This is a genomic window from Rhodococcus sp. NPDC019647 (assembly GCF_044389235.1).
Classification (GTDB): domain Bacteria; phylum Actinomycetota; class Actinomycetes; order Mycobacteriales; family Mycobacteriaceae; genus Rhodococcus_F; species Rhodococcus_F oxybenzonivorans.
In genome coordinates this window covers 163,350-183,774 of the sequence record NZ_JBIRXS010000001.1, presented here as the reverse complement: position 1 = coordinate 183,774, position 20,425 = coordinate 163,350, and the positions used below count along the sequence as shown (strand labels likewise).

Here is a 20,425-nt window from a genome sequence, read left to right as displayed (position 1 = left end):
TGCACCCATGTACGAACAACAGCGAGAGACTAGCTGCACGCCTCGATGACGAGTTCCTTGACGCGTGCGGGATCTGCCTGACCCCGTGTCGCCTTCATCACGTCGCCGACGATCTTGCCTGCAGCGGCCACCTTTCCGCCGCGAATCTTGTCGGCGATATCAGGGTTGGCTGCCAACGCCTCGTCGACGGCCGCCTTCAGCTTGGTGTCGTCCCGCTCGACCACGAATTCCGGATGGTTCGCAACAACCTGCTTGGGGTCGCCCTCGCCGTCGAGGACGCGGTCGACCACCTGGCGCGCCACCTTGTTGTTCAGTGTGCCGTTGTCGATGAGCGCGACCACCTCGGCCACCTGCGCCGGGGTGATCGGCAGGGCCGTCAACTCCACGCCGCGGGTGTTGGCCTGCTGGGCGAGGTACGACACCCACCACGACCGTGCGGCTTCCGGGGAGGCTCCGGCCTCGGCCGTGGCGATCACCAGGTCGAGGGCACCTGCGTTCACAAGGTCGCGCATCACCTCGTCGGAAACACCCCAGTCGGCCTGGATCCGGGCCCGACGGACCCACGGCAACTCCGGCAGTGTGCCGCGGAGTTCCTCGATCCATTCGGCGCTGGGCGCTACGGGCTCGAGGTCGGGTTCCGGGAAATAGCGGTAGTCCTCGGCGGTCTCCTTGCGCCTGCCCGGCGAGGTGGTGCCGTCCGCCTCCTGGAAGTGGCGTGTTTCCTGGATCACCGCACCCCCCGACTCCAGCACGGCGGCCTGACGGCGCATCTCGTACCGGACCGCCACCTCGACGCTCTTGAGGGAGTTGACGTTCTTCGTCTCGGTCCGGGTTCCCAGTTCGGTAGCACCGATCGGCATCAGCGACACGTTGGAGTCGCAGCGCATCGAGCCCTGGTCCATGCGCACGTCCGACACCTGCAGCGACTTCAGCAGATCACGGAGGGCGGTGACGTAGGCGCGGGCCACCTCGGGCGCTCGCGCACCGGCACCGCTGATGGTCTTGGTCACGATCTCGACCAGCGGCACGCCCGCCCTGTTGTAGTCGAGCAGCGAGTGGCTTGCCCCGTGGATACGGCCGGTCGCGCCACCGACGTGCAGCGACTTCCCGGTGTCCTCTTCCATGTGTGCACGCTCGATCTCGACGCGCCAGGTGGTGCCGTCATCGAGAACGACGTCGAGGTAACCATCGGTGGCGATCGGCTCGTCGTATTGCGAGATCTGATAGTTCTTCGGCTGGTCCGGGTAGAAGTAGTTTTTCCGCGCGAAACGGCCCCACGGCGTGATCGAGCAGTTCAGCGCCAGACCGATCCGGATCGCGGACTCCACCGCCGCCTCGTTGACCACCGGCAACGACCCCGGCAGGCCCAGGCACACCGGGCACACCTGCGTGTTCGGCTCTGCACCGAACTCGGTGGGGCACGGGCAGAACATCTTGGTGTTGGTGCCGAGCTCTACGTGTACCTCCATGCCGAGAACAGGCTCGTACTTGGCGAGCACATCGTCGTAGTCGAGGAGGGCAGGCGCGTCGACAGCAGTCATGCAGAAGAGTTTATGCGCCTGCTCGTGTGCCGAAAAACGCGGTCAGCCAAAAAATGCGGCTGCCTCGTCGTACCGCTCGCGCGGCACGGTCTTGAGGTGACGGGTGGCGTCGGTGAGCGCCACCAATTCGATCGACGTGCCGTGCAGGGCGACCATCTGCCCGAAGTCTCCGCGGTGGACCGCGTCCGTGGCGTGCACCCCGAAGCGGGTAGCGAGTACCCGGTCGTACGGGGTGGGAGTGCCGCCCCGCTGCACGTGCCCGAGAACCGTTGTCCGTACTTCCTTGCCGATGCGGCGCTCGATCTCGGCGCCGAGCTGCTGCGCGACACCGGTGAATCGTTTGTGCCCGAACTCGTCGATGCCGCCTTCGCGCAGCGTCATCGACTCGGGGGTGGGTGCCGCACCCTCGGCGACGACACAGATGAAGTGGGAGTCGCCCCGCTGGAACCGCTTCTTCACCATGTCGCACACCTCAGCGACGTCGAACGGCACCTCGGGAACGAGCGTGAGGTGCGCGCCCGTCGCCAGACCCGAGTGCAGCGCGATCCAGCCGGCGTGTCTGCCCATCACCTCCACCAGCATGACCCGTTGGTGCGACTCTGCCGTGGTGTGCAACCGGTCGATCGCATCCGTCGCGATGGACAGCGCGGTGTCGAAGCCGAACGTCACGTCGGTGCAGTCGATGTCGTTGTCGATGGTCTTCGGAACCCCGATGACCGGGACACCGCTTTCTGCCAACCATCCTGCGGCAGTGAGCGTTCCCTCACCTCCGATCGGAATGAGGGCGTCGATCCCGTTGTCGTCGAGGGTCTGCCGGATCTGGTCCAGTCCGGCTTTCAATTTGTCCGGGTTTACCCGGGCAGTTCCTAGGATGGTGCCACCGCGGGTGAGGATGCGGTCGATCCGGTCGTCGTTGGACAACGGAACCTTGCGATCCTCGAGCAGGCCGCGCCACCCGTCCCGGAATCCGACCACCGAGCTGCGGTACCGACCGTCGGCAGTGCGCACCACCGCCCTGATCACCGCGTTGAGTCCGGGGCAGTCGCCGCCGCCGGTCAGGATCCCGATCCGCATCCAAGCACCCCTCGTTCTCCCGTTGCGGCGCCGTGCCCCGGAGGGACGGCACCTCGTGTGGTGATGGTGGTTCTCCTTATCCATCTTGCCGCTCCGGCGCCGTGAGAGCACCTCGGACCGCCGGGTTCTTTTTCAGCCCGGTGTGACGAGGCCACTCTCGTAGGCGAGTACCACGGCCTGTGCGCGGTCGCGGAGATCGAGCTTGGACAGCACCTTTCCGACGTGCGTCTTGACGGTCTGCTCGGCGACGAACAGGCGGTCGGCAATCTCGGTGTTGGACATCCCGCGGGCGATGAGTTCGAGAACCTCCCGCTCGCGCGGGGTCAGCGCCGACAGCGCAGCGGGTTTACGACGCGTAGTGCTGCGGCGGCTGGTCACGTCGGCGATGAGACGCCTGGTGACGGTCGGCGCCAGAAGTGCCTCCCCGTCGGCGACGACGCGGACCGCACGAACCAGTTCTTCGGCGGGCGCATCTTTGAGCATGAAACCGCTGGCTCCGATGCTGAGTGCTTCGTAGACATAGTCGTCGACGTCGAAGGTGGTGAGCATCAGCACACGCACCGGGGGGTCGAATCCGGCTGACAGGATCAGGCGCGCCGCATCGAGGCCGTTCATCTCGGGCATCCGGACATCCATGAGCACCACGTCGGGACGCAGACGTTTGACCTCGGTCACCGCCACAGCCCCGTCCGGTGCGTCGCCGATCACGCTGATGTCGGGCTGTGAGGAGAGGAGGGCGCCGAAGCCCTGACGGACCATGGCTTGATCGTCTGCGATGAACACGGTGATGGCCACGCCCGTCAGCCTAGGCTGACGCGGCCGCAAACTCGGCGTGCACCTCGAATCCACCGTTGTCGTGCATCCGGGTGGTGAGCACTCCCCCGACGGCCTGCGCACGCTCGCGCATGCCGATGATTCCGTTGCCTCCGGTGGACTCGTGCCTGGTCAGCGCGGACGCGAGACTCCGTTTCGCCGGACCGTTGACCACGGCAAGCGACACGATCGGAGATTGGTACGTGATTTTCACCTCGACCGCCGCACCCGATGCGTGCCGCGCAGTATTGGCCAGTGACTCCTGCAGGATGCGATACATCACCAATCCGACCGACTCGGACACGAGTGTCTGATCACCGGACACAGTCCAGGTGACCGGAATCCCGGCCCGCCGACTGCCCTCGAGCAACTCGCCGATCTGGTCCACCCCCGGCTGCGGGGCGTGCTCCGCGAGCTGGCCGTCGCTCCGCAAGACGCCGAGCAGTCCGCGTACCTCGTTCAGTGCGGCGCGCCCGGCGGCGCCGATCGACTCGAATTCCGCGCGGGTCTCGTCCGACACGTTCGCGATGCGGTATGGGGCGCTCTGCGCCTGCACGACGACCATCGACATGTGATGTGCGACAACGTCATGCAGGTCGCGGGCGATGCGTGCCTTCTCCTCGAGAATCGTGCGACGCGTGCGTTCGAGCTCGCTCAACTCCTCCTGCCGGGCGAGTTGCCTGCGGGAGAGCACGAGCCAGCGGATCAGCAGGCCGAAGACGACGATCGCCGTGAGCCCGACGGCCCAGCCGCGGCCGTTGGTGCCGGGAGTGTCGGCGAGGAAGAGGAGCACCGTCGAGATCCACGCGACACCGACCACGGGAATGGCCGCCCGCATACTCACAGCCGCCAGGAGTGCGAGGATCACCAGGATATGGACCACCTGCCAGGGATAGTCGTAACCCTCCTGCAGTCCGAAGACCCGCGGAATGATCAGAGCGGACACTGCAGAGACAGCCCACCCGAGCGCGGGGTTGGCGCGGATCAGAACGAAAGGGAACGCTGCGAGCGCCGCAACGAACGGCTGAATCGGCGGGCTGACCTGGTGCGTCAATTGCAGTGTCGGCCACGCGACAGCGAAGAGAATCGCTGTGACCGAGGCAATTGCCACGTTGAGCCACTGACCTCGAGCAACGCTCCGGATGCGCGTCTTCTTGTCCACACGTCGAGCGTAGGAGCTGCCTTCGCAGCGCGTCCTCACTCCGCGGGCCGAGGTACTTCTAGTACCGAGGTATGAGATTGCAGCCGACTGGTCCTCCGAAGCCAGGAATCGAACCGGACTCCGGTGTGATGTGGCTGCGTAACGCTTGTTCATACCGTCGTCCTCATGCGAACGACGGGGACAGGGCGAACGACGGGGACACGGAGAACTACGTGGGCAGCGGTGGCCTGTGCCGCAACGGCACTTCTGACTACTACCGGGTTTTCCGGCACCGGGACCGCGGGCACACCCCGGGCGGAGAACGCCGCCGCATCGGACGCGGTCCGCACGCTCACCTCCGCCGAGGAGTTCGGTGAAGCATTCATCCCCGAGGACTTCGAATCCGTCATGGGGTACACACCCCAGCGCGTCGAGGGAATGCTCGCCGACCCGGACGGCGACTGCTCGTCCCCGGTTCCGCTGCCGGTCGAATTCGTTGCGTCGTGCAAGGCCCACGACCTCGGATACGACCTCCTCCGTTACGCCTCCCTGTCTGGGAACGACCTCGAGCCGTGGGCCCGACAGAGCCTGGACGCACAGCTCGATCGACGCATGCACGCGGCCTGTGACACACGCGTCGACGAACGAGCTCGCGCATCCTGCTACGTCATGGCGAACATCGCGGCCACTGCCGTCACGGGAAATAGCTGGCGCCAGGGATATTCCGCGCCCGTCACGGAGTCCGGAGTCACGTACGGGCTCGCAGGCGGTCTCGGTGTGACGCTTCTCGCGGGCGCCGTCTGGTCCCTCCGCCGCCGTCCGGAACCCGAGGGAGCCGTCGCATGAGCACGACCACCGTCCTGGGCACCCGGCCTCCCGGGGACTACGGCAGCCCGGTACCGGCATCTGCGCTGCGCCGGGCCCTCGCCACGACGATTCCGGTGTCGACACTCCCTCGGGCGTCCTCCACGATCGTCGTCACTCTCTGCGTACTCGCCTCTCTCACACCGTCATTGCTCCCTCGAAGCGCCCTGACGCAGGCCCTGTTCACCGGGGTCCTCGCTGCGGCGGGGCTCGGGATGCTGGTCCTCGTCCGTCGGTTGCGACAGGTGCTCACCCGCTCCTCCGGCTCCCGGGTACCACGGGAATCCGTTCGACTCCTCGCCTTGCTCGGCGCGATGGTCACCACCACCTGGGCGATGGTCGCGGCCGATCACTGGCAGGACTCCCTCCGGCAGGTGATGGGGATGAGCAGCGTCGGCCCGGGCCACTGGATGCAGGTGATCCTCGGAGCCGTAGCGACGTTCGTGGTCGTGGTCGCCGCCGGTGCGACCGTCTCCTCGGTGGCCCACCGTCTCGGCTGGATCGGCAGTGCTACGACGGCCGTCGTTCTCGCGACCGGTCTGCAACTGGTTGCCGGGCCCGCCGTGTGGGAGATGATGTCGCGTTCCTACAGCGATTCCAATGACGTGGTCGACGTCTCGTCGCAGCGCCCGATGTCTGCCGCACGAGCGGGGAGCCCCGAGTCCGTTGTCAGCTGGGAGTCGCTCGGGCGACAGGGACGTCGCTTCGTGGCAGCCGGTGAACAGTCCGGGAGTATCCGCACGTACGTCGGAATGAACTCGGCACCGGACGTGAAGTCCCGTGCGGCTCTGGCGGTCTCGGAACTCGAGAGGGCCGGCGGATTCGCCCGCTCGGCCATCGTCGTCACCATCCCCACCGGCTCCGGCTGGATCGACGAGAACGCGGCGGAAGGATTCGAGGACCGCTTCGACGACGACGTCGCGATAGTCGGGCTCCAATATTCCTACGCACCGAGTTGGATCACCTTCGTCTTCGGCCGTTCGGCGGCCGCAGCGGACGCGGCAGCCTTGTTCGATGCGGTCGCCGATCGCATCACGGCACTACCCGATGCGATCCGTCCCGCTCTCTACGTCTACGGTCAGAGCCTCGGATCCGTCGGCGGGAGCGCACAATTCACCGACGCGGCAGACCTCGGCCGCCGAGCATGCGGGGCGCTGTGGGCCGGACCGCCCGCCGGGTCCGTGATGACCGACGGCGCAACGGTTCTGGCCAACACGTCCGATCCCGTCGTGTGGTGGTCACCCGACCTGATCCTGCGCCGGCCCGATCTGTCACGGGCCGTAGCCGATGCTCCTGTCCCACAATGGATTCCCGGCCTGACGTTCCTCCAGGCGAGCGTCGACCTGGTGTCAGCGCTGAATTTCCCAGCCGGGCACGGACATCGCTACGGGAAGGAACAGGGTACCGCCCTACCCGACTGCGACCTCACTCGGTGATTCGAGGGGACCACGAGCAGCTTCGAACGCCGCACCCACCCGGTAGAGCCGCTCGTCGGCCAGCGCCGGCGCCATGATCTGCAACCCGACCGGAAGACCGTCGTCCGCCGACAGCCCGGACGGAACGGACATCGCGCAGTGGCCCGCGAGATTGGTAGGCAGGGTGCACAGGTCCGACAGATACATCGCGAGTGGATCGCCGACCTTCTCCCCCAGCTTCCAGGCCGTGAACGGACTGGTGGGCGACACGAGGACATCGACCTTCTCATAGGCCCTGTCGAAGTCGCGGGAGATGAGAGTCCGGACCTTGAGCGCCTGGCCGTAGTACGCGTCGTAGTACCCCGCCGAGAGTGCGTAGGTACCGATCATGATGCGACGCTTGACCTCCGGGCCGAAGCCCGCGGCACGGGTAGCTGCCATCACCTGATCCGCGCTCATGTCACCCTCGTCGATGCGCAGTCCGTAACGCATGGCATCGAACCGGGCGAGATTCGAGGACACCTCACTCGGGAGGATCAGGTAGTACGCCGCGAGCGCGTACTCGAAGTTGGGACACGACACTTCGACGACCTCGGCGCCCAGTTCGGTGAGCTGTGCCACGGCAGCGTCGAACGAGGAGAGGACGCCGGGCTGGTAGCTGTCGGAGTGCAGTTCCTTGACTACGCCGACCTTCACACCTCGCAGGTTGCCGCCCGCGCCCTCCCGCGCCGCGGCGACCACCGGGCGGACCGGCGCATCGATGGAGGTGGAGTCGCGCGGATCGTGCCCGGCGATCACCTCGTGCAGCAGGGCGGTGTCGAGAACTGTGCGACCACAGGGCCCACCCTGGTCCAGCGACGACGCACAGGCGACCAGGCCGAAACGAGACACCGTGCCGTAGGTCGGCTTGGTTCCCACCGTCGCGGTGAGGGCGGCGGGCTGACGGATCGATCCACCGGTGTCGGTGCCGATCGCGAGCGGGGCCTGCCGGGATGCGAGCGCCGCGGCGCTGCCGCCACCCGAGCCACCCGGGACGCGTGTGGGGTCCCACGGGTTGCGGGTGGGGCCGTACGCGGAGTTCTCGGTGGAGGAGCCCATGGCGAACTCGTCGAGGTTGGTCTTGCCGAGGATCGGGATTCCGGCGGCGCGAAGCTTGCCCGTGAGAGTCGCGTCGTAGGGGGCGACCCAGTTCTCGAGGACCTTCGAGGCACACGTGGTGGGCATGTCGGTGGTCGTGAAGATGTCTTTGAGCGCCAACGGAACTCCCGCCAACGGCGATGCAGGAGCCTCACCGGCCGCGAGTGCGCTGTCCACCTCCTTCGCCGACACGAGGGCCTGCTCCCCCGCAACGTGCAGGAAGGCTCCGAGTCCGCCGTCGACCTCCGCGATGCGGTCGAGATGTGCCTGGGTGACCTCGACGGACGACACCTCACGGCTGTGAATCTTCGACGCCAGTTCTGCCGCGTCGAGTGTGGTCAGTTCGGCGCTCATTCGCCCTCTCCGAGAATCTGCGGGACGGCGAAGCGATCCTGTTCGACAGCGGGCGCGCCGGACAGCGCCTGCTCCGGGGTGAGCCCGGGAACGATCACATCCGGACGGGTCACGTTGGTGACCGCGTTCGGGTTCGCCATCGGCTGGACGTCTTCTGCGGGAACCTCGGTGACCACCTTCACGTGGCTGAGAATCGAGTCCAGCTGACCCGCGAACTCGTCGAGTTCGGCGTCGGTCAGGGCGAGTCGAGACAGCCGCGCGAGGTGCGCGACCTCGTCACGGGAGATGGCAGGCACCGCGAGGCCCCTTTCAGGTCGGACGTACACAATGTCCTTCCCAGCCTAGAGCGTGGCCGGATCAGCCGTGCAGCCAGCGCCGCTTCCTGAGGGTCGGGAAGGGTGGTGGAACCACCAAGACCACGACCGGTGTGGTGGTGATGGGCCCAGGTTTCGAGTCGACATGTTTCGCGAATGAGGCGATTCGGTATCGGGGGTGTCAACTAATCGAGCGCGACCAGCAACTCCCGCGCAGCCGGTCCCCGAAGGCGGAGGGGGGACCGCATACTCGGAACCGAAAGTGCAAGGATGGTCGTGACGGGGGTCGCAGGTAGCACTCCCGCGTTTATCTCGTGGTGAAAGGGACGCACGTGTCGTATCTGCTTCGCGTCCAGCTCCCCGACCGACCAGGTAGCCTCGGCTCGCTCGCCGTCGCCCTCGGTTCGGTGGGCGCTGACATTCTGTCGCTCGACGTGGTGGAGCGGGGTGCAGGATTCGCCATCGACGACCTCGTGGTCGATGTCGAGCCGGGGTCCCTCCCCGACACCCTGATCACCGCCGCCGAGGCCCTCCCCGACGTCACCATCGATTCCATTCGTCCCTACGCCGGAATACTCGACACCCACCGCGAACTCGAGTTGATCGATCAGGTGGCCACCGCGGCGGACGACCGTCTGCAGGTCCTGGTCGACGGCGCTCCGCGGGTGCTGCGCGTCGGCTGGTCCGTGGTCGCGGACCTGGGACCGCGGGGCGCTTACCGCGTGGTCGGAAGTTCCGGAGCTCCGGAAACCCATGCCACGGACATCCCGTGGATGCCCCTCGAGAAGCCGATGGCGCTGGACGGTGAGGGTGACTGGGTACCGCGGGTGTGGCGCGATATGAACACCACCCTGGCCGCGGCCCCACTCGGCGCCACCGGCCGCGTGCTGATGCTGGGCCGGCCCGGGGGTCCGGAGTTCCGCCCGTCGGAAGTCGCGCGGCTGGGGTATCTGGCCGGCATCATCGCAACCGTGCTGGGCTGAGGGCCTTACCCGCGGCCTGCCTCACACCAGTTCGCGGACCAGGACGGTCAACTCCACGCCGGGTACCGGATGCCAATTCCGTTCGGCCACAGGAACAAATCCGTTGCGGTCGTAGATGCGCCGGGCAGCTTCCATCGACGGCTGCGTCGACATCACGACGGCGCGGTCGCCCCGGTCGTAGGCGGTGTCCAGTACGTGCCGCACCAACGCCGAACCGACGCCGGAGCCGCGCGCGTCCGGCGACACCGCGAGCATGCGGAACTCGAGTTCGCCCGGCTGTGCCACATCCGCGTAGGGCGACGCCGGATCCGCGATCGTGACGGAGCCGACGACCCGGCCGTCGATGACGGCAACCCGGACATCCGCCTTCTCCACACGTCCGGCCGTATCGCGCAGGCGGTCGGTGTACGGATCGTGCGCTTCGACGAATCCGCCGCCGACGTACGCGATCACCGTCAGGTCGCCGACGACCTCGTACTCGTCCGGGGTCACATCCCGTATTTCGATCATGTCCAGAACTATGGCAGGAGACCTCACGGTGCCCAAAAAACGGGAGTGAGGAACCGGTCACATCGCCGAATCGGCCACAGCCTCCGGCCCACCTTCGAGCAGTCGCCGGAATCCGTCCTCGTCGAGAACAGGAACACCGAGTTCGACGGCCTTGTCATGCTTCGAGCCCGGTGATTCCCCGACCACCACATAGGCCGTCTTCTTCGACACCGAACCCGCGGCCTTGCCGCCTCGGATGAGGATGGCTTCCTTGGCCTGATCACGCGAGAACGTCTCGAGCGATCCCGTCACCACGATTGACAAGCCTTCGAGGTTGCGCGGGATCGATTCGTCACGTTCATCTTCCATGCGCACCCCGGCCGCCGCCCACTTCTCGACGATCTGCAGATGCCAGTCGACTCCGAACCATTCCGCGACCGCGGCGGCGATGGTGCCGCCCACGCCGTCCACTGCCGCCAACTCCTCGACAGAACTCTGGCGGATCCGATCGAGCGAACCGAACTCGCCGGCAAGCGCACGGGCAGCCGTGGGTCCCACATGTCGAATCGACAAAGCCACGAGCACCCGCCACAGCGGTTTGTCCTTCGCGGAGTCGAGGTTGTCGAGGAGCCGCCGGCCGTTGGCGGAGAGAGCCCCCGCCTTGGTCCGGAAGATCGACGTCTTCAGGAGATCGTCCTCCGTGATCGAGAACAGGTCACCCTCGTCCTCGATCGCCCCGGCCTCGAGCAGACCCGTCGCGGCCTCGTACCCGAGCACCTCGATGTCGAACGCGCCCCGGCCCGCGACGTGGAAGACCCGCTCCCGGAGCTGCGCGGGACAGTAGCGCTGATTGGGGCAGCGGATGTCGGCATCCCCCTCCTTGGCCGGGGCCAGGAGGGTGCCGCATTCGGGGCAGTGTGTCGGCATGACGAACTCGTGTTCTTCGCCCGTGCGCACGTCAACGACGGGCCCCAGAACCTCTGGGATGACGTCACCAGCCTTGCGGATCACCACGGTGTCACCGATCAGCACACCCTTGCGCTTGACCTCGGAGCCGTTGTGCAGGGTGGCGAGTGACACGGTGGAACCGGCGACGGTGACCGGTTCCATGTAGGCGAAAGGTGTGACCCGTCCCGTCCGCCCCACATTGACCCGGATGTCGAGGAGCTTGGTGGTGGCTTCCTCGGGCGGGTATTTGTACGCGATTGCCCACCGCGGGGCTCGCGAGGTGGAACCGAGCCGGCGTTGCAGCGACATCTCGTCGACCTTCACCACCAGTCCGTCGATTTCGTGCTCGACGTCGTGCCGGTGTTCGCCCCAGTACTGGACCTTCGCCACCACCGCGTCGGCGCCCACGACGCGGGAGGTGTGTGAGGAGACGGGCAGACCCCATGCGGCGAGCGCCGTGTAGGCGTCGTACTGCGAGACGGGCTCGAACCCTTCGATCCGGCCGAAACCGTGACAGATCATTCCGAGACGGCGACGGGCAGTGACCGCGGGATTCTTCTGCCGCAGCGAGCCGGCTGCGGAGTTGCGGGGATTCGCGAAGGGCGCCTTGCCTTCGTCGACGAGCGCGGCGTTGAGAGCCGCGAAATCCTCGAGCCGGAAGAACACCTCGCCGCGCACCTCGAGCAAGGCGGGAACCGGGTATTCGTCTGTGCCGGTGAGTCTTTCCGGAATGTCGTCGATCGTGCGTGCGTTGAGTGTGACGTCCTCGCCCGTGCGCCCGTCACCGCGAGTGGCTGCGCGCACGAGTCGGCCGTTCTCGTACACGAGGTTGAGTGCGACGCCGTCGATCTTCACCTCGCAGAGGTAGGGCAGATCGGCGCCCGCCTCCTGTTCCACCCGGCTGATCCAGGTACGCAACTCGTCGGTGGCGAACACGTTGTCGAGACTGAGCATGCGCTCAAGGTGGTCGACGGAGGTGAAATCCGTCGCGAAGCCGCCGCCGACGAGCTGGGTCGGCGAGTCGGGGGTGCGCAGGTCCGGGTACTGGTTCTCGAGGTCGTTCAACTGTCCGAGCAGCGCATCGAACTCACCGTCGGAAATGACGGGCGCGTCGCGGACGTAGTAGCGGAACTGATGCTGCCGCACTTCCTCGGCCAGTTCGTTCCACCGCTCCCGTACGTCGCCGGGGGCGGGTGTCGGGGCTTCGGTCGATTCAGTCACGTCCGAAGATTAACCGGTCGGGCCGACAGCCAACCCGCGAGTCACAGTGATTCGGGGTCGTCGGTGAACGCACTACTCACTTCAGTGCTCAGACGCAGGGCCTCACGACTCCACTGCTCGTCTGCTCCGGCGAGCCCACATGCCGGCGTGACCGCCACCTGGGTGCGCAGTGTCGTGCGGGGAAAACCGAGTCGGTCGATCAGCGTCACGGCCGGTGCGGCGAGGTCACGCCACGTGGTGGGGACCGACGGCGCCACGCTGGGGATCAATCCGAGAGCCAGCTCCTTCCCGGCGTCGAGCAGTTCCCCGATGCCGTCCAGATCGGCTGCTGTCAGCTGCGCCACGTCCAGGCCGACCGCTCGTGCCGTACTGCGCCGCAGCAGGTCGGTGGGTATCCCCGCGGCGCAGCAGTGCACCATCGTGACACCACCGGAGCCGGTGAGAGTCGCCTCGAGCACCGCGAGGGCCTCCGGTTCGGGCAGCGCGCGGACCGTCTCGAGACGGGTCCGGCCGGACAACGTGCCCGCCAGCACCGCAGGCAACCGCGGTTCGTCGAACTGGATCAGGACCTGCGCACCGAGACGTCGGGTCACCTCGGCGGCATGCCGGGCCACACCCTCGCCCAGCGACTCGGCGAAGTCCCGCACCGCGCCCGGATCGGTGAGGACGCGGCGGCCCGTGCCGAACTCCACTTCCGCGGCCAAGGTGAGCGGTCCGACCGCCTGCACTTTCACCACATGGTCGGCACCGACCAGACCGGCTGTCTCCCAGGCTTCTTCGAGCGCATCGAGGTCCTGGTTCAGCAGGTCGGTGGCCCGCTTGGCCACCGAACCTCTCCGCGAGACCACCCGATACGCCGTCGTGGATACGTCCAACTGCAGATCGACGAGAAGTGCGCTCGCACGGCCGATCATGTCTGCTCCGAGCCCCCGCGCGGGCAACTCCACCAGGTGGGGAAGCCTGCCCAGTTCACCGAGAACGATCGTGGCGGCTTCGCGTGCATCGGTTCCGGGCCACGAGCCGACGCCGGTGACGGCACCGGCCAGCGAAACAGCCTGTGTCACTGCGCGGTCGGACGGGAGTCGGTACCCGAGATCGTTCCACTGCCGAGGACGATGTCGCCCGCCGGATCCGTTCGGTAGAGGACCACTGCCTGACCCTTGGCCACACCGGTGAGGGGTTCGCGCAGCGAAATGGCGATGCCGCCGTCGACTGCCTCGGCCACGGCCTCGGCCAGGCCGCCGTGCGCGCGTACCTGAACTGTGCACTCGATCGGCGCGTCCGGCACCCGGCCCGACGTCCAGACGGCTCGCTCGGCGCTGATCGCGTGCACCTCGAGGTTGCGAGCAGAACCCACCCGGACGGTGCCCGTCTCCGGCTCGATCGCCGTGACGTACCGCGGCTGTCCGTCCGCTGCGGGACCCTGGACGCCCAGACCCTTGCGTTGGCCGATGGTAAATCCGTGTACGCCTTCATGTTCCGCGAGAACTTCACCCGAGTCGGCGTCGACCACACTTCCGGGGCGCACACCGATCCGCGCGCCGAGGAACGCCCTGGTGTCGCCGGAGGGGATGAAGCAGATGTCGTGGCTGTCGGGCTTGTTCGCCACGGCCAGACCCCGCTCGGCCGCCTCCGCCCGGATCTGCTCTTTCGGAGTGTCACCTACCGGGAACATCGCCCGGGACAACTGCTCGGCGGTGAGCACACCGAGAACGTAGGACTGGTCCTTGTCGGCATCGACAGCGCGCCGGAGCACCCCGTCGTGAAGCTGCGCATAGTGACCCGTGGCCACTGCGTCGAACCCGAGCGCGATGGCGCGGTCCGCCAGCGCCGCGAACTTGATCTTCTCGTTGCAGCGCAGGCAGGGGTTGGGTGTCTCACCGGCGGCGTAGGACGCCACGAAGTCGTCGATCACGTCTTCCTTGAAGCGATCGGCGAAATCCCAGACGTAGAAAGGGATTCCGAGAACGTCCGCCGCACGCCTGGCATCACCGGCGTCCTCTTTGGAGCAGCACCCCCGCGATCCGGTCCGCAAGGTTCCCGGTTCGGCGGACAACGCCAGGTGCACACCGACCACGTCATGCCCGGCAGCCACAGCCCGGGCCGCAGCGACGGCGGAGTCGACTCCGCCGCTCATGGCCGCCAGTACTCGCATCAACGATTCCCTCCACGCGCTCCGACACCGGCGAGCCCCGCGGCGCGGGCTCGCTCCACTACTTGCGGCAGCGCCGCGATCAACGCTTCCACGTCTCCCGCCGTCGACGTGTGCCCCAACGAGAACCGCAGCGAACCCCGCGCGGTGGCTGGGTCCACACCCATCGCCGTCAGGACGTGACTCGGGCGAGCCACGCCCGCCGTACACGCCGAACCGGTGGAGCACTCGATTCCCGCTGCGTCGAGCAACATCAGCAGGGAATCACCCTCACAGCCGGGGAAAGTGAAATGGGCGTTGCCGGGCAAGCGTGCAGCACCGACCGGCCCGTTCGACACGGCGTCGGGGAGAATTTCCTGCACTCGGCTGATCAGCTGGTCCCGCAGGACGGTCAACTCCTCGGCGCGCGCGTCCAGGTTCGCGGTGGCGTGCCGCAATGCCGCTGCCATCCCGACGACACCGGCCGTGTCCGGGGTACCCGAACGCAGGTCGCGCTCGTGACCGCCGCCGTGCAGTAACGGAACGCATGCCACCTGCCGTCCGAGCAGCAGTGCACCGACTCCCTGCGGGCCGCCCACCTTGTGCGCGGCGATACTGAGCGCGGAGAGACCGCTCGCGGTGAAATCGACGGGCAGATGGGTGACGGCCTGGACCGCGTCGCTGTGCATGGGAATCTCGAACTCCGCCGCGACCGCTGCCAGTTCGGCGATCGGCATGATCGTGCCGACCTCGTTGTTGGCCCACATAATTGTGACCAGTGCGGTTTCGTCGGCATGGCGGGCCAACTCGTCGCGCAGCACGTGCGGGGACACCCGACCGCGCTCGTCGACCGGAAGCCACGAAACCTGGGCGCCTTCGTGCTGCTCGAGCCACTCCACCGCGTCGAGGACGGCATGATGCTCGACGGAACTCGTGATGATCCGCACCCGGGCGGGATCGGCGTCGCGGCGGGCCCAGAAGATGCCTTTGACCGCCAGGTTGTCACTTTCGGTTCCACCGGAGGTGAAGATCACCTCGGACGGGCGGGCCCCGAGGTCGGCCGCGATCGATTCGCGCGCCTCCTCGATACGGCGGCGGGCGGCACGCCCCGAGCCGTGCAGCGAGGACGCATTGCCCACGGTCGAGAAGACGTCGGTCATCGCCTGGACGGCCGCGGGCACCATGGGAGTGGTAGCTGCGTGGTCCAGGTAGACAGGGCTGTCGGCACTGCGGGCAGAGGTCATGACCCGACCAGGATAACTCAGGCGATCAGGCGCTCTTCCGTCTCGATCCGGGTACCGGCCCGCTGGGCGGGCTCCCGCGTCGGATCGAGGATGTCGTGCGCTGCGAGATCGATGGGCTCGGAACCCCGCACGGCGCGCTCACAGCGGGCGGCGAGATCGCGGCGCGACTCTCCCGGGTACTCGATCGGCGCCAGCCGGACTTCGGCGACGACGCCTTTGTGCCGAATGATTCGCCGAATCGACCCGCCGATCGTCTCCTCACCCACGAAGCACGGCCCGGTGGTCAATTCTCCCCCGCGCATCGTGTATCGCAGGGACACCGGCTGCACCGGGCACTCCGCGTCGATCGCCGCCTGGAACAGCGCCGGGCGGAAACCTCCGTACGCGCGCCCGCACCACGTCGTCCCCTCCGGGAAGGCGGCCACCCTTTCGCCGTCTCGCAGTCGTGTCGCTGTTGCGGCCACGGTGCCGGGCAGCGCCCGCAGGTCGTGCCGGTCGATCGGGACGATCCGCATCCGCCGCGCGAGCGACCCCAGGATCGGCCAGTCGAGAAGGTCTGCCCGCGCAACGAAGCTTGCCGGGTGAAGAGCACTGAGAACCAGGACGTCGGTCCAGGAGACGTGGCCCGCCACCACCAGGATGCCACCCTCGTGCCGCCGCTTGCCGCGGTGATCGACCACCTCGAGCCGCAGGCCCACACACCGCAGCAGCATTGCCGCGTACCGACGTTGAAGACCGGTCCGCCACGTCTGTGGCATCACGCACCCGGCCGTCAGCAGCGGCGCGGTCATCAGGGCGGAGGCTACGAGGAACCAACGGATCGCGACGACAACGGCCGAGACTCCCGGCGCCTTCGGGGGCAGGCATCTGCTGCCGCACGGACTCGACGGCATCCAGGCGTGGACGGGAACCGGCGTCTCGCTCGAGGTGGTGCTCATGCCCGGGTCCCGGTTTCGAGGTACGCCGACGCCGAACGCAGCCGTTCGAGGTAACGCTCGTTCGCGTGATGCAGTCCCTGCAGCGCGACGAAGTCGGCGACACCGAATTCCGGGTCATGGGCCGGCTCCCCGCACACCTTCGCGCCCAGACGGAGGTACCCCCGCAGCAACGGGGGCAGCGAAGGCCGGGCAGGTGGCTCGATCTCGTCGAGGGATCGGCCGGCCACGCGGACCGGGTTGCGGGGAACGACCCGGGCCGCAGGGTCGTTGCCGTGCCTGCTCAGGAGCAGATCTCGCACGCCGCGCACGTTGGAGCCGGCCGGGACATCGGGATGCTCCTGCATGGGCACGGACACGCAGCCCATCACCCAGTCGTAGCCGGTCAGCTGCAGGTAGTGGAGGATTCCGGACCACATCAGGCTCAGTACCGAGCCGGAACGGTGGTCGGGGTCGACGCACGCCCTGCCCATCTCCACGATCCGATTGCCTCGTGGGTCCAGGGCCGAGATGTCGAACTCGGTGGCCGTGTAATAGCCACCGGCCTGCGCGGCGGCATCCGGCGGAAGCATGCGGTAGCAGCCGACGAATTCGCCGGTGGCCTCGTGGCGGACGAGTAGATGGTCACAGAATTCGTCGAATCGGTCGGCCTCGAGCCCAGTGGTGGTGGCGGGAACCGAAAAACCCGGCTCCGCGGCGAACACGCGGTAACGCAGCCGCTGGGCCGCCACCCGATGCTCGCGGTCGGAGGAGACGACGAGGGAGTACCGGGGTGGAACTACAACGGTATCGGCGGTGTCACTCGCTGCGCGAAGAACAGACGAAGTTGTCATGGCGCAGGTTTACCGAGCAGGGGCGGCGGCGGGGCATCGACGAGGTGTCGTGTCGATGCAGCCGGGGTGAACGGTATAGATACGACAGCGGCCCCGCTCCCTCGAGGGGAACGGGGCCGCCGACAAGGCGATTTCTAGCCCTTGTGGGTCTTGACAGCCTCGGTGAGCTGCGGAGCCACGTTGAACAGGTCGCCGACGATGCCGAAGTCGGCGATCTCGAAGATCGGCGCTTCCTCGTCCTTGTTCACGGCGACGATGGTCTTCGAGGTCTGCATACCGGCGCGGTGCTGGATGGCACCGGAGATGCCGAGCGCGATGTACAGCTGCGGGGAGACCGTCTTACCGGTCTGACCGACCTGGAACTGGCCCGGGTAGTAGCCGGAGTCCACAGCGGCACGCGAGGCGCCCACCGCGGCGCCGAGCGAATCGGCGAGTTCCTCGACGACGGAGAACTTGTCTGCGCTGCCGACGCCACGACCACCGGAGACGACGACGGTCGCCTCGGTGAGCTCGGGCCGGTCGCCGCCGACGATCGGATCACGCGAGGTGATCTTGACAACGCCCTCGTCTTGCGCGGGAACCTCGACCTCGACCTTTTCGCCCGCGCCTGCCTCCGGCTTCGCCTCGATGGCACCCGGACGCACGGAGATGACCGGGACGTCACCGTTGGCCTTCGCCTCGACGGTGAACGCGCCACCGAAGATGGAGTGCACAGCGCTGCCGTCGGACTTCACGTCGACGACGTCGCAAAGCAGGCCGGATCCGATGCGGGCAGCGAGACGTCCGGAGACCTCTTTGCCTTCGATGCTCGCGGCGGTGATGACCGCGGCCGGGGCAGCGGACTCGACGAGCGACGCGAGGACGTCGACCTTCGGGGTCACCAGGTAGCCCTCGATGTCGTCGGACTCGGCGACATAGATCTTGGCTGCGCCGGCGGCCGCGAGTGCGTCGGCGATCTTGTCCGCGGTACCGGCGGGACCGGTGACCACTGCGGCCGGCTCACCGAGCGCGCGAGCGGCGGTGATCAGTTCGGTGCTGACCTTCTTCAGTGCACCCTCTGCGTGCTCGACGAGCACCAGTACTTCTGCCATGTCTAACTCTCCCTGTATATGTCTGCTGGTCTGTGGAGGGCGCGGATCAGATGATCTTCTGGCCGACGAGGTATGCGGCGATCTTGCTGCCGCCGTCGCCCTCGTCGACGATGCGCTCACCAGCGGTACGCGGGGGCTTGGGCGTCGAGGCGGTGACGGTGGTGCCCGCGTTCGCGACACCGACGGTCTCCGGGTCCACACCGAGGTCGGCCAGGGTGTAGGTGATGACTTCCTTCTTCTTCGCGGCCATGATGCCCTTGAAGGAGGGGAAACGGGGCTCGTTGATCTTCTCGGTGACGCTCACGATGGCCGGCAGGTTCGCCTCGAGGCCGAACACACCCTCGTCGGTCTCCCGCTCACCGGTCGCGACGCCGTCGGCAACCGTGAGCTTGCGCAGCTGCGTGAGCTGCGGGATGCCCAGGTATTCGGCGATGATCGCGGGAACCGCGCCCATCCGGCCGTCGGTGGCCTCGTTGCCGGCGATGATCAGGTCGGCGGGCTCGTCGTTCTCGAACGTGATCTGTCCGAGAGCGGCAGCAAGCGTCCACGCCGTCTGGATCGCGTCGGAACCGTGGAGTGCGGGGTCATTGATGTGCACAGCCTTGTCGGCACCCATGGACAGGGCCTTGCGGATGGCGTCGGTGGCGCGGTCCGGACCTGCGGACAACACGGTCACCTCGCCGCCCTGCGCCTCCTTGATGAGAAGCGCTTCTTCGACGGCCCGCTCGTTGATCTCGTCGAGCACGGCGTCGGCGGCCTCGCGGTCAAGCGTGTAGTCACCGTCGGTCAGCTTGCGCTCGGACCATGTGTCGGGGACCTGCTTGATCAAAACAACGATGTTCGTCATGGGTCTTCGTCGACCTCCTGTGTGTACTTGCCTGGTTATCGCGAGTTGCTCCGCATGAGCGGAGCTCCCGTCTTCGTATGTCCTCGCACAAATGCTCTGCGACAGATTACCTCACGCTAAGTTACCGACTGGTAACTTGCGCGAAAGCCTCGTTCACCATAAGCCTGAACATCACTTTCGGTGCTGTGATGTGGACCACCTGGACGAGCGACCTCGTCGGTGGCACTAATCTCGCACCGGTGAGCGAATCATTTGTCGGCGACCGCGAGAACGCACCGCTGCCCGCAACCGGAGACGAGCAACTGCCCCTCACGGGCGAGCGGACCGTGCCCGGCATCCCCGAGGAGAACTACTGGTTCCGGCGTCACGAGGTGGTCTACCGCGACCTCCTGCCCCGCTGCGCCGGCCGGACCATCCTCGAAGCAGGGTCGGGAGAAGGCTACGGCGCCAACATGATTGCCGACGTGGCGAAGCGCGTCACCGGCCTCGACTACGACATTTCCGCAGTCGAACACGTTCGGGCCCGGTACCCCCGGGTCGAGATGCTGCACGGCAACCTGGCCGAGCTTCCCCTCGGCGATGCCTCGGTGGACGCCGTCGTCAATTTTCAGGTGATCGAACATCTCTGGGATCAGGCGCAGTTTCTGCGGGAGTGCTTCCGCGTGTTGACGCCGGGCGGAGAACTTCTCGTCAGCACCCCCAACCGAATTACGTTCTCGCCCGGTCGGGACACACCGCTCAACCCTTTCCACACCCGTGAACTCGACGCCACCGAGTTGACCGAGCTGCTCGAGGAAGCGGGGTTCACGGTGTCGCTGATGACCGGTGTCCACCACGGTGAACAGCTGAAGGCCCTCGACGCCAAGCATGGCGGTTCGTTCATCGGCGCCCAGATCGACCGGGCCCTCGCGGGCGAGCCCTGGCCGGCGGAGCTCACCCGTGACGTCGAGGGCATCACGGTCGACGACTTCGTCTTACGCGAGGGCAACATCGACGACAGCCTCGACCTCGTGGCCGTCGCGGTGAAGGATCCCGTGCAGTGACCGATTC

Annotated in this window: 19 protein-coding genes; 4 read left to right on the top strand and 15 right to left on the bottom strand. The window is 67.1% G+C overall.

Annotated features, from left to right (window positions below):
* Positions 1 to 29: 29 nt before the first annotated feature.
* From gatB to ACH49N_RS00905, 4 genes are all read right to left on the bottom strand, one after another.
* Positions 30 to 1,541: an Asp-tRNA(Asn)/Glu-tRNA(Gln) amidotransferase subunit GatB gene (gene gatB / locus ACH49N_RS00920; protein ID WP_358270552.1), complete on the bottom strand. Its 1,512-nt coding sequence runs from the start codon at positions 1,539 to 1,541 to the stop codon at positions 30 to 32.
* Between the two features lie 42 nt (positions 1,542 to 1,583).
* Positions 1,584 to 2,615 carry an ATP-dependent 6-phosphofructokinase gene (locus ACH49N_RS00915; RefSeq protein ID WP_109331051.1) on the bottom strand — a complete coding sequence of 344 codons (1,032 nt, stop codon included), beginning with the start codon at positions 2,613 to 2,615 and terminating at the stop codon, positions 1,584 to 1,586.
* A 132-nt stretch (positions 2,616 to 2,747) separates the two neighbouring features.
* Positions 2,748 to 3,410 carry a response regulator transcription factor gene (locus tag ACH49N_RS00910; protein WP_109331053.1) on the bottom strand — a complete coding sequence of 221 codons (663 nt, stop codon included), beginning with the start codon at positions 3,408 to 3,410 and terminating at the stop codon, positions 2,748 to 2,750.
* A 10-nt stretch (positions 3,411 to 3,420) separates the two neighbouring features.
* Positions 3,421 to 4,590, bottom strand: coding sequence for a histidine kinase (locus ACH49N_RS00905; protein ID WP_358270555.1), 1,170 nt, complete (start codon positions 4,588 to 4,590; stop codon positions 3,421 to 3,423).
* Between the two features lie 165 nt (positions 4,591 to 4,755).
* On the opposite strand from ACH49N_RS00905, the gene ACH49N_RS00900 reads away from it, so the two are divergent.
* Positions 4,756 to 5,415 carry a hypothetical protein gene (locus ACH49N_RS00900; RefSeq protein ID WP_358270557.1) on the top strand — a complete coding sequence of 220 codons (660 nt, stop codon included), beginning with the start codon at positions 4,756 to 4,758 and terminating at the stop codon, positions 5,413 to 5,415.
* A complete protein-coding gene (locus tag ACH49N_RS00895) occupies positions 5,412 to 6,869 on the top strand; it encodes an alpha/beta-hydrolase family protein (RefSeq protein WP_358270559.1) in 1,458 nt (485 codons plus the stop codon). Before ACH49N_RS00900 ends, ACH49N_RS00895 begins: the two co-directional genes overlap by 4 nt.
* Here ACH49N_RS00895 and gatA read toward each other — a convergent pair.
* Together gatA and gatC are read right to left on the bottom strand one after the other, a co-directional pair.
* Positions 6,843 to 8,339, bottom strand: coding sequence for an Asp-tRNA(Asn)/Glu-tRNA(Gln) amidotransferase subunit GatA (gene gatA, locus ACH49N_RS00890; RefSeq protein WP_213571627.1), 1,497 nt, complete (start codon positions 8,337 to 8,339; stop codon positions 6,843 to 6,845). The genes ACH49N_RS00895 and gatA overlap by 27 nt on opposite strands.
* Positions 8,336 to 8,635 carry an Asp-tRNA(Asn)/Glu-tRNA(Gln) amidotransferase subunit GatC gene (gene gatC, locus ACH49N_RS00885; RefSeq protein WP_109331061.1) on the bottom strand — a complete coding sequence of 100 codons (300 nt, stop codon included), beginning with the start codon at positions 8,633 to 8,635 and terminating at the stop codon, positions 8,336 to 8,338. The genes gatA and gatC overlap by 4 nt, the downstream gene beginning before the upstream one ends.
* 350 nt (positions 8,636 to 8,985) lie before the next feature.
* Between gatC and ACH49N_RS00880 the strand changes: the two genes are divergently transcribed.
* A complete protein-coding gene (locus tag ACH49N_RS00880) occupies positions 8,986 to 9,636 on the top strand; it encodes an amino acid-binding protein (RefSeq protein WP_159926077.1) in 651 nt (216 codons plus the stop codon).
* A gap of 21 nt (positions 9,637 to 9,657) precedes the next feature.
* Here ACH49N_RS00880 and ACH49N_RS00875 read toward each other — a convergent pair whose 3' ends face one another.
* From ACH49N_RS00875 to ACH49N_RS00835, 9 genes are all read right to left on the bottom strand, one after another.
* Positions 9,658 to 10,146: a GNAT family N-acetyltransferase gene (locus tag ACH49N_RS00875; protein WP_358270561.1), complete on the bottom strand. Its 489-nt coding sequence runs from the start codon at positions 10,144 to 10,146 to the stop codon at positions 9,658 to 9,660.
* A gap of 57 nt (positions 10,147 to 10,203) precedes the next feature.
* Positions 10,204 to 12,294: an NAD-dependent DNA ligase LigA gene (ligA, locus tag ACH49N_RS00870; protein WP_358270563.1), complete on the bottom strand. Its 2,091-nt coding sequence runs from the start codon at positions 12,292 to 12,294 to the stop codon at positions 10,204 to 10,206.
* 41 nt (positions 12,295 to 12,335) lie between these two features.
* On the bottom strand, positions 12,336 to 13,358 hold the full coding sequence (locus ACH49N_RS00865; protein WP_358270565.1) for a methionine synthase: 1,023 nt from the start codon (positions 13,356 to 13,358) through the stop codon (positions 12,336 to 12,338).
* Positions 13,355 to 14,449, bottom strand: a complete 1,095-nt coding sequence (mnmA, locus tag ACH49N_RS00860; protein WP_159926069.1) for a tRNA 2-thiouridine(34) synthase MnmA — start codon at positions 14,447 to 14,449, stop codon at positions 13,355 to 13,357. Before mnmA ends, ACH49N_RS00865 begins: the two co-directional genes overlap by 4 nt.
* The gene (locus ACH49N_RS00855; protein WP_358270568.1) at positions 14,449 to 15,669 is read right to left on the bottom strand and encodes a cysteine desulfurase family protein; all 1,221 of its coding nucleotides are present in this window, start codon (positions 15,667 to 15,669) and stop codon (positions 14,449 to 14,451) included. The genes mnmA and ACH49N_RS00855 overlap by 1 nt, the downstream gene beginning before the upstream one ends.
* 17 nt (positions 15,670 to 15,686) lie before the next feature.
* Positions 15,687 to 16,607, bottom strand: coding sequence for a lysophospholipid acyltransferase family protein (locus tag ACH49N_RS00850; protein WP_358270570.1), 921 nt, complete (start codon positions 16,605 to 16,607; stop codon positions 15,687 to 15,689).
* Positions 16,604 to 17,437, bottom strand: coding sequence for a GNAT family N-acyltransferase (locus ACH49N_RS00845; RefSeq protein WP_358270572.1), 834 nt, complete (start codon positions 17,435 to 17,437; stop codon positions 16,604 to 16,606). The genes ACH49N_RS00850 and ACH49N_RS00845 overlap by 4 nt, the downstream gene beginning before the upstream one ends.
* A 134-nt stretch (positions 17,438 to 17,571) precedes the next feature.
* Complete coding sequence (locus ACH49N_RS00840) at positions 17,572 to 18,528, bottom strand: electron transfer flavoprotein subunit alpha/FixB family protein (protein WP_159926061.1); 957 nt, start codon at positions 18,526 to 18,528, stop codon at positions 17,572 to 17,574.
* 46 nt (positions 18,529 to 18,574) lie between these two features.
* Entirely contained in the window at positions 18,575 to 19,375 is an 801-nt protein-coding gene (locus tag ACH49N_RS00835) for an electron transfer flavoprotein subunit beta/FixA family protein (RefSeq protein ID WP_159926059.1), read from the bottom strand.
* A 239-nt stretch (positions 19,376 to 19,614) separates the two neighbouring features.
* Here ACH49N_RS00835 and ACH49N_RS00830 point away from each other — a divergent pair, with 239 nt between their 5' ends.
* Positions 19,615 to 20,418 carry a class I SAM-dependent methyltransferase gene (locus ACH49N_RS00830; protein WP_358270574.1) on the top strand — a complete coding sequence of 268 codons (804 nt, stop codon included), beginning with the start codon at positions 19,615 to 19,617 and terminating at the stop codon, positions 20,416 to 20,418.
* The last annotated feature ends 7 nt before the right edge of the window (positions 20,419 to 20,425 follow it).

Coding starts and splice junctions, on each gene's coding strand:
- ACH49N_RS00895 (WP_358270559.1), top strand. CDS start 5,412: ATGAGCACGACCACCGTCCTGGGCACCCGGCCTCCCGGGGACTACGGC.
- ACH49N_RS00855 (WP_358270568.1), bottom strand. CDS start 15,669: ATGACCTCTGCCCGCAGTGCCGACAGCCCTGTCTACCTGGACCACGCA.
- ACH49N_RS00915 (WP_109331051.1), bottom strand. CDS start 2,615: ATGCGGATCGGGATCCTGACCGGCGGCGGCGACTGCCCCGGACTCAAC.
- ACH49N_RS00835 (WP_159926059.1), bottom strand. CDS start 19,375: ATGACGAACATCGTTGTTTTGATCAAGCAGGTCCCCGACACATGGTCC.
- gatB (WP_358270552.1), bottom strand. CDS start 1,541: ATGACTGCTGTCGACGCGCCTGCCCTCCTCGACTACGACGATGTGCTC.
- ACH49N_RS00850 (WP_358270570.1), bottom strand. CDS start 16,607: ATGAGCACCACCTCGAGCGAGACGCCGGTTCCCGTCCACGCCTGGATG.
- ACH49N_RS00900 (WP_358270557.1), top strand. CDS start 4,756: ATGCGAACGACGGGGACAGGGCGAACGACGGGGACACGGAGAACTACG.
- ACH49N_RS00845 (WP_358270572.1), bottom strand. CDS start 17,437: ATGACAACTTCGTCTGTTCTTCGCGCAGCGAGTGACACCGCCGATACC.
- gatA (WP_213571627.1), bottom strand. CDS start 8,339: ATGAGCGCCGAACTGACCACACTCGACGCGGCAGAACTGGCGTCGAAG.
- ACH49N_RS00875 (WP_358270561.1), bottom strand. CDS start 10,146: ATGATCGAAATACGGGATGTGACCCCGGACGAGTACGAGGTCGTCGGC.
- mnmA (WP_159926069.1), bottom strand. CDS start 14,449: ATGCGAGTACTGGCGGCCATGAGCGGCGGAGTCGACTCCGCCGTCGCT.
- ACH49N_RS00840 (WP_159926061.1), bottom strand. CDS start 18,528: ATGGCAGAAGTACTGGTGCTCGTCGAGCACGCAGAGGGTGCACTGAAG.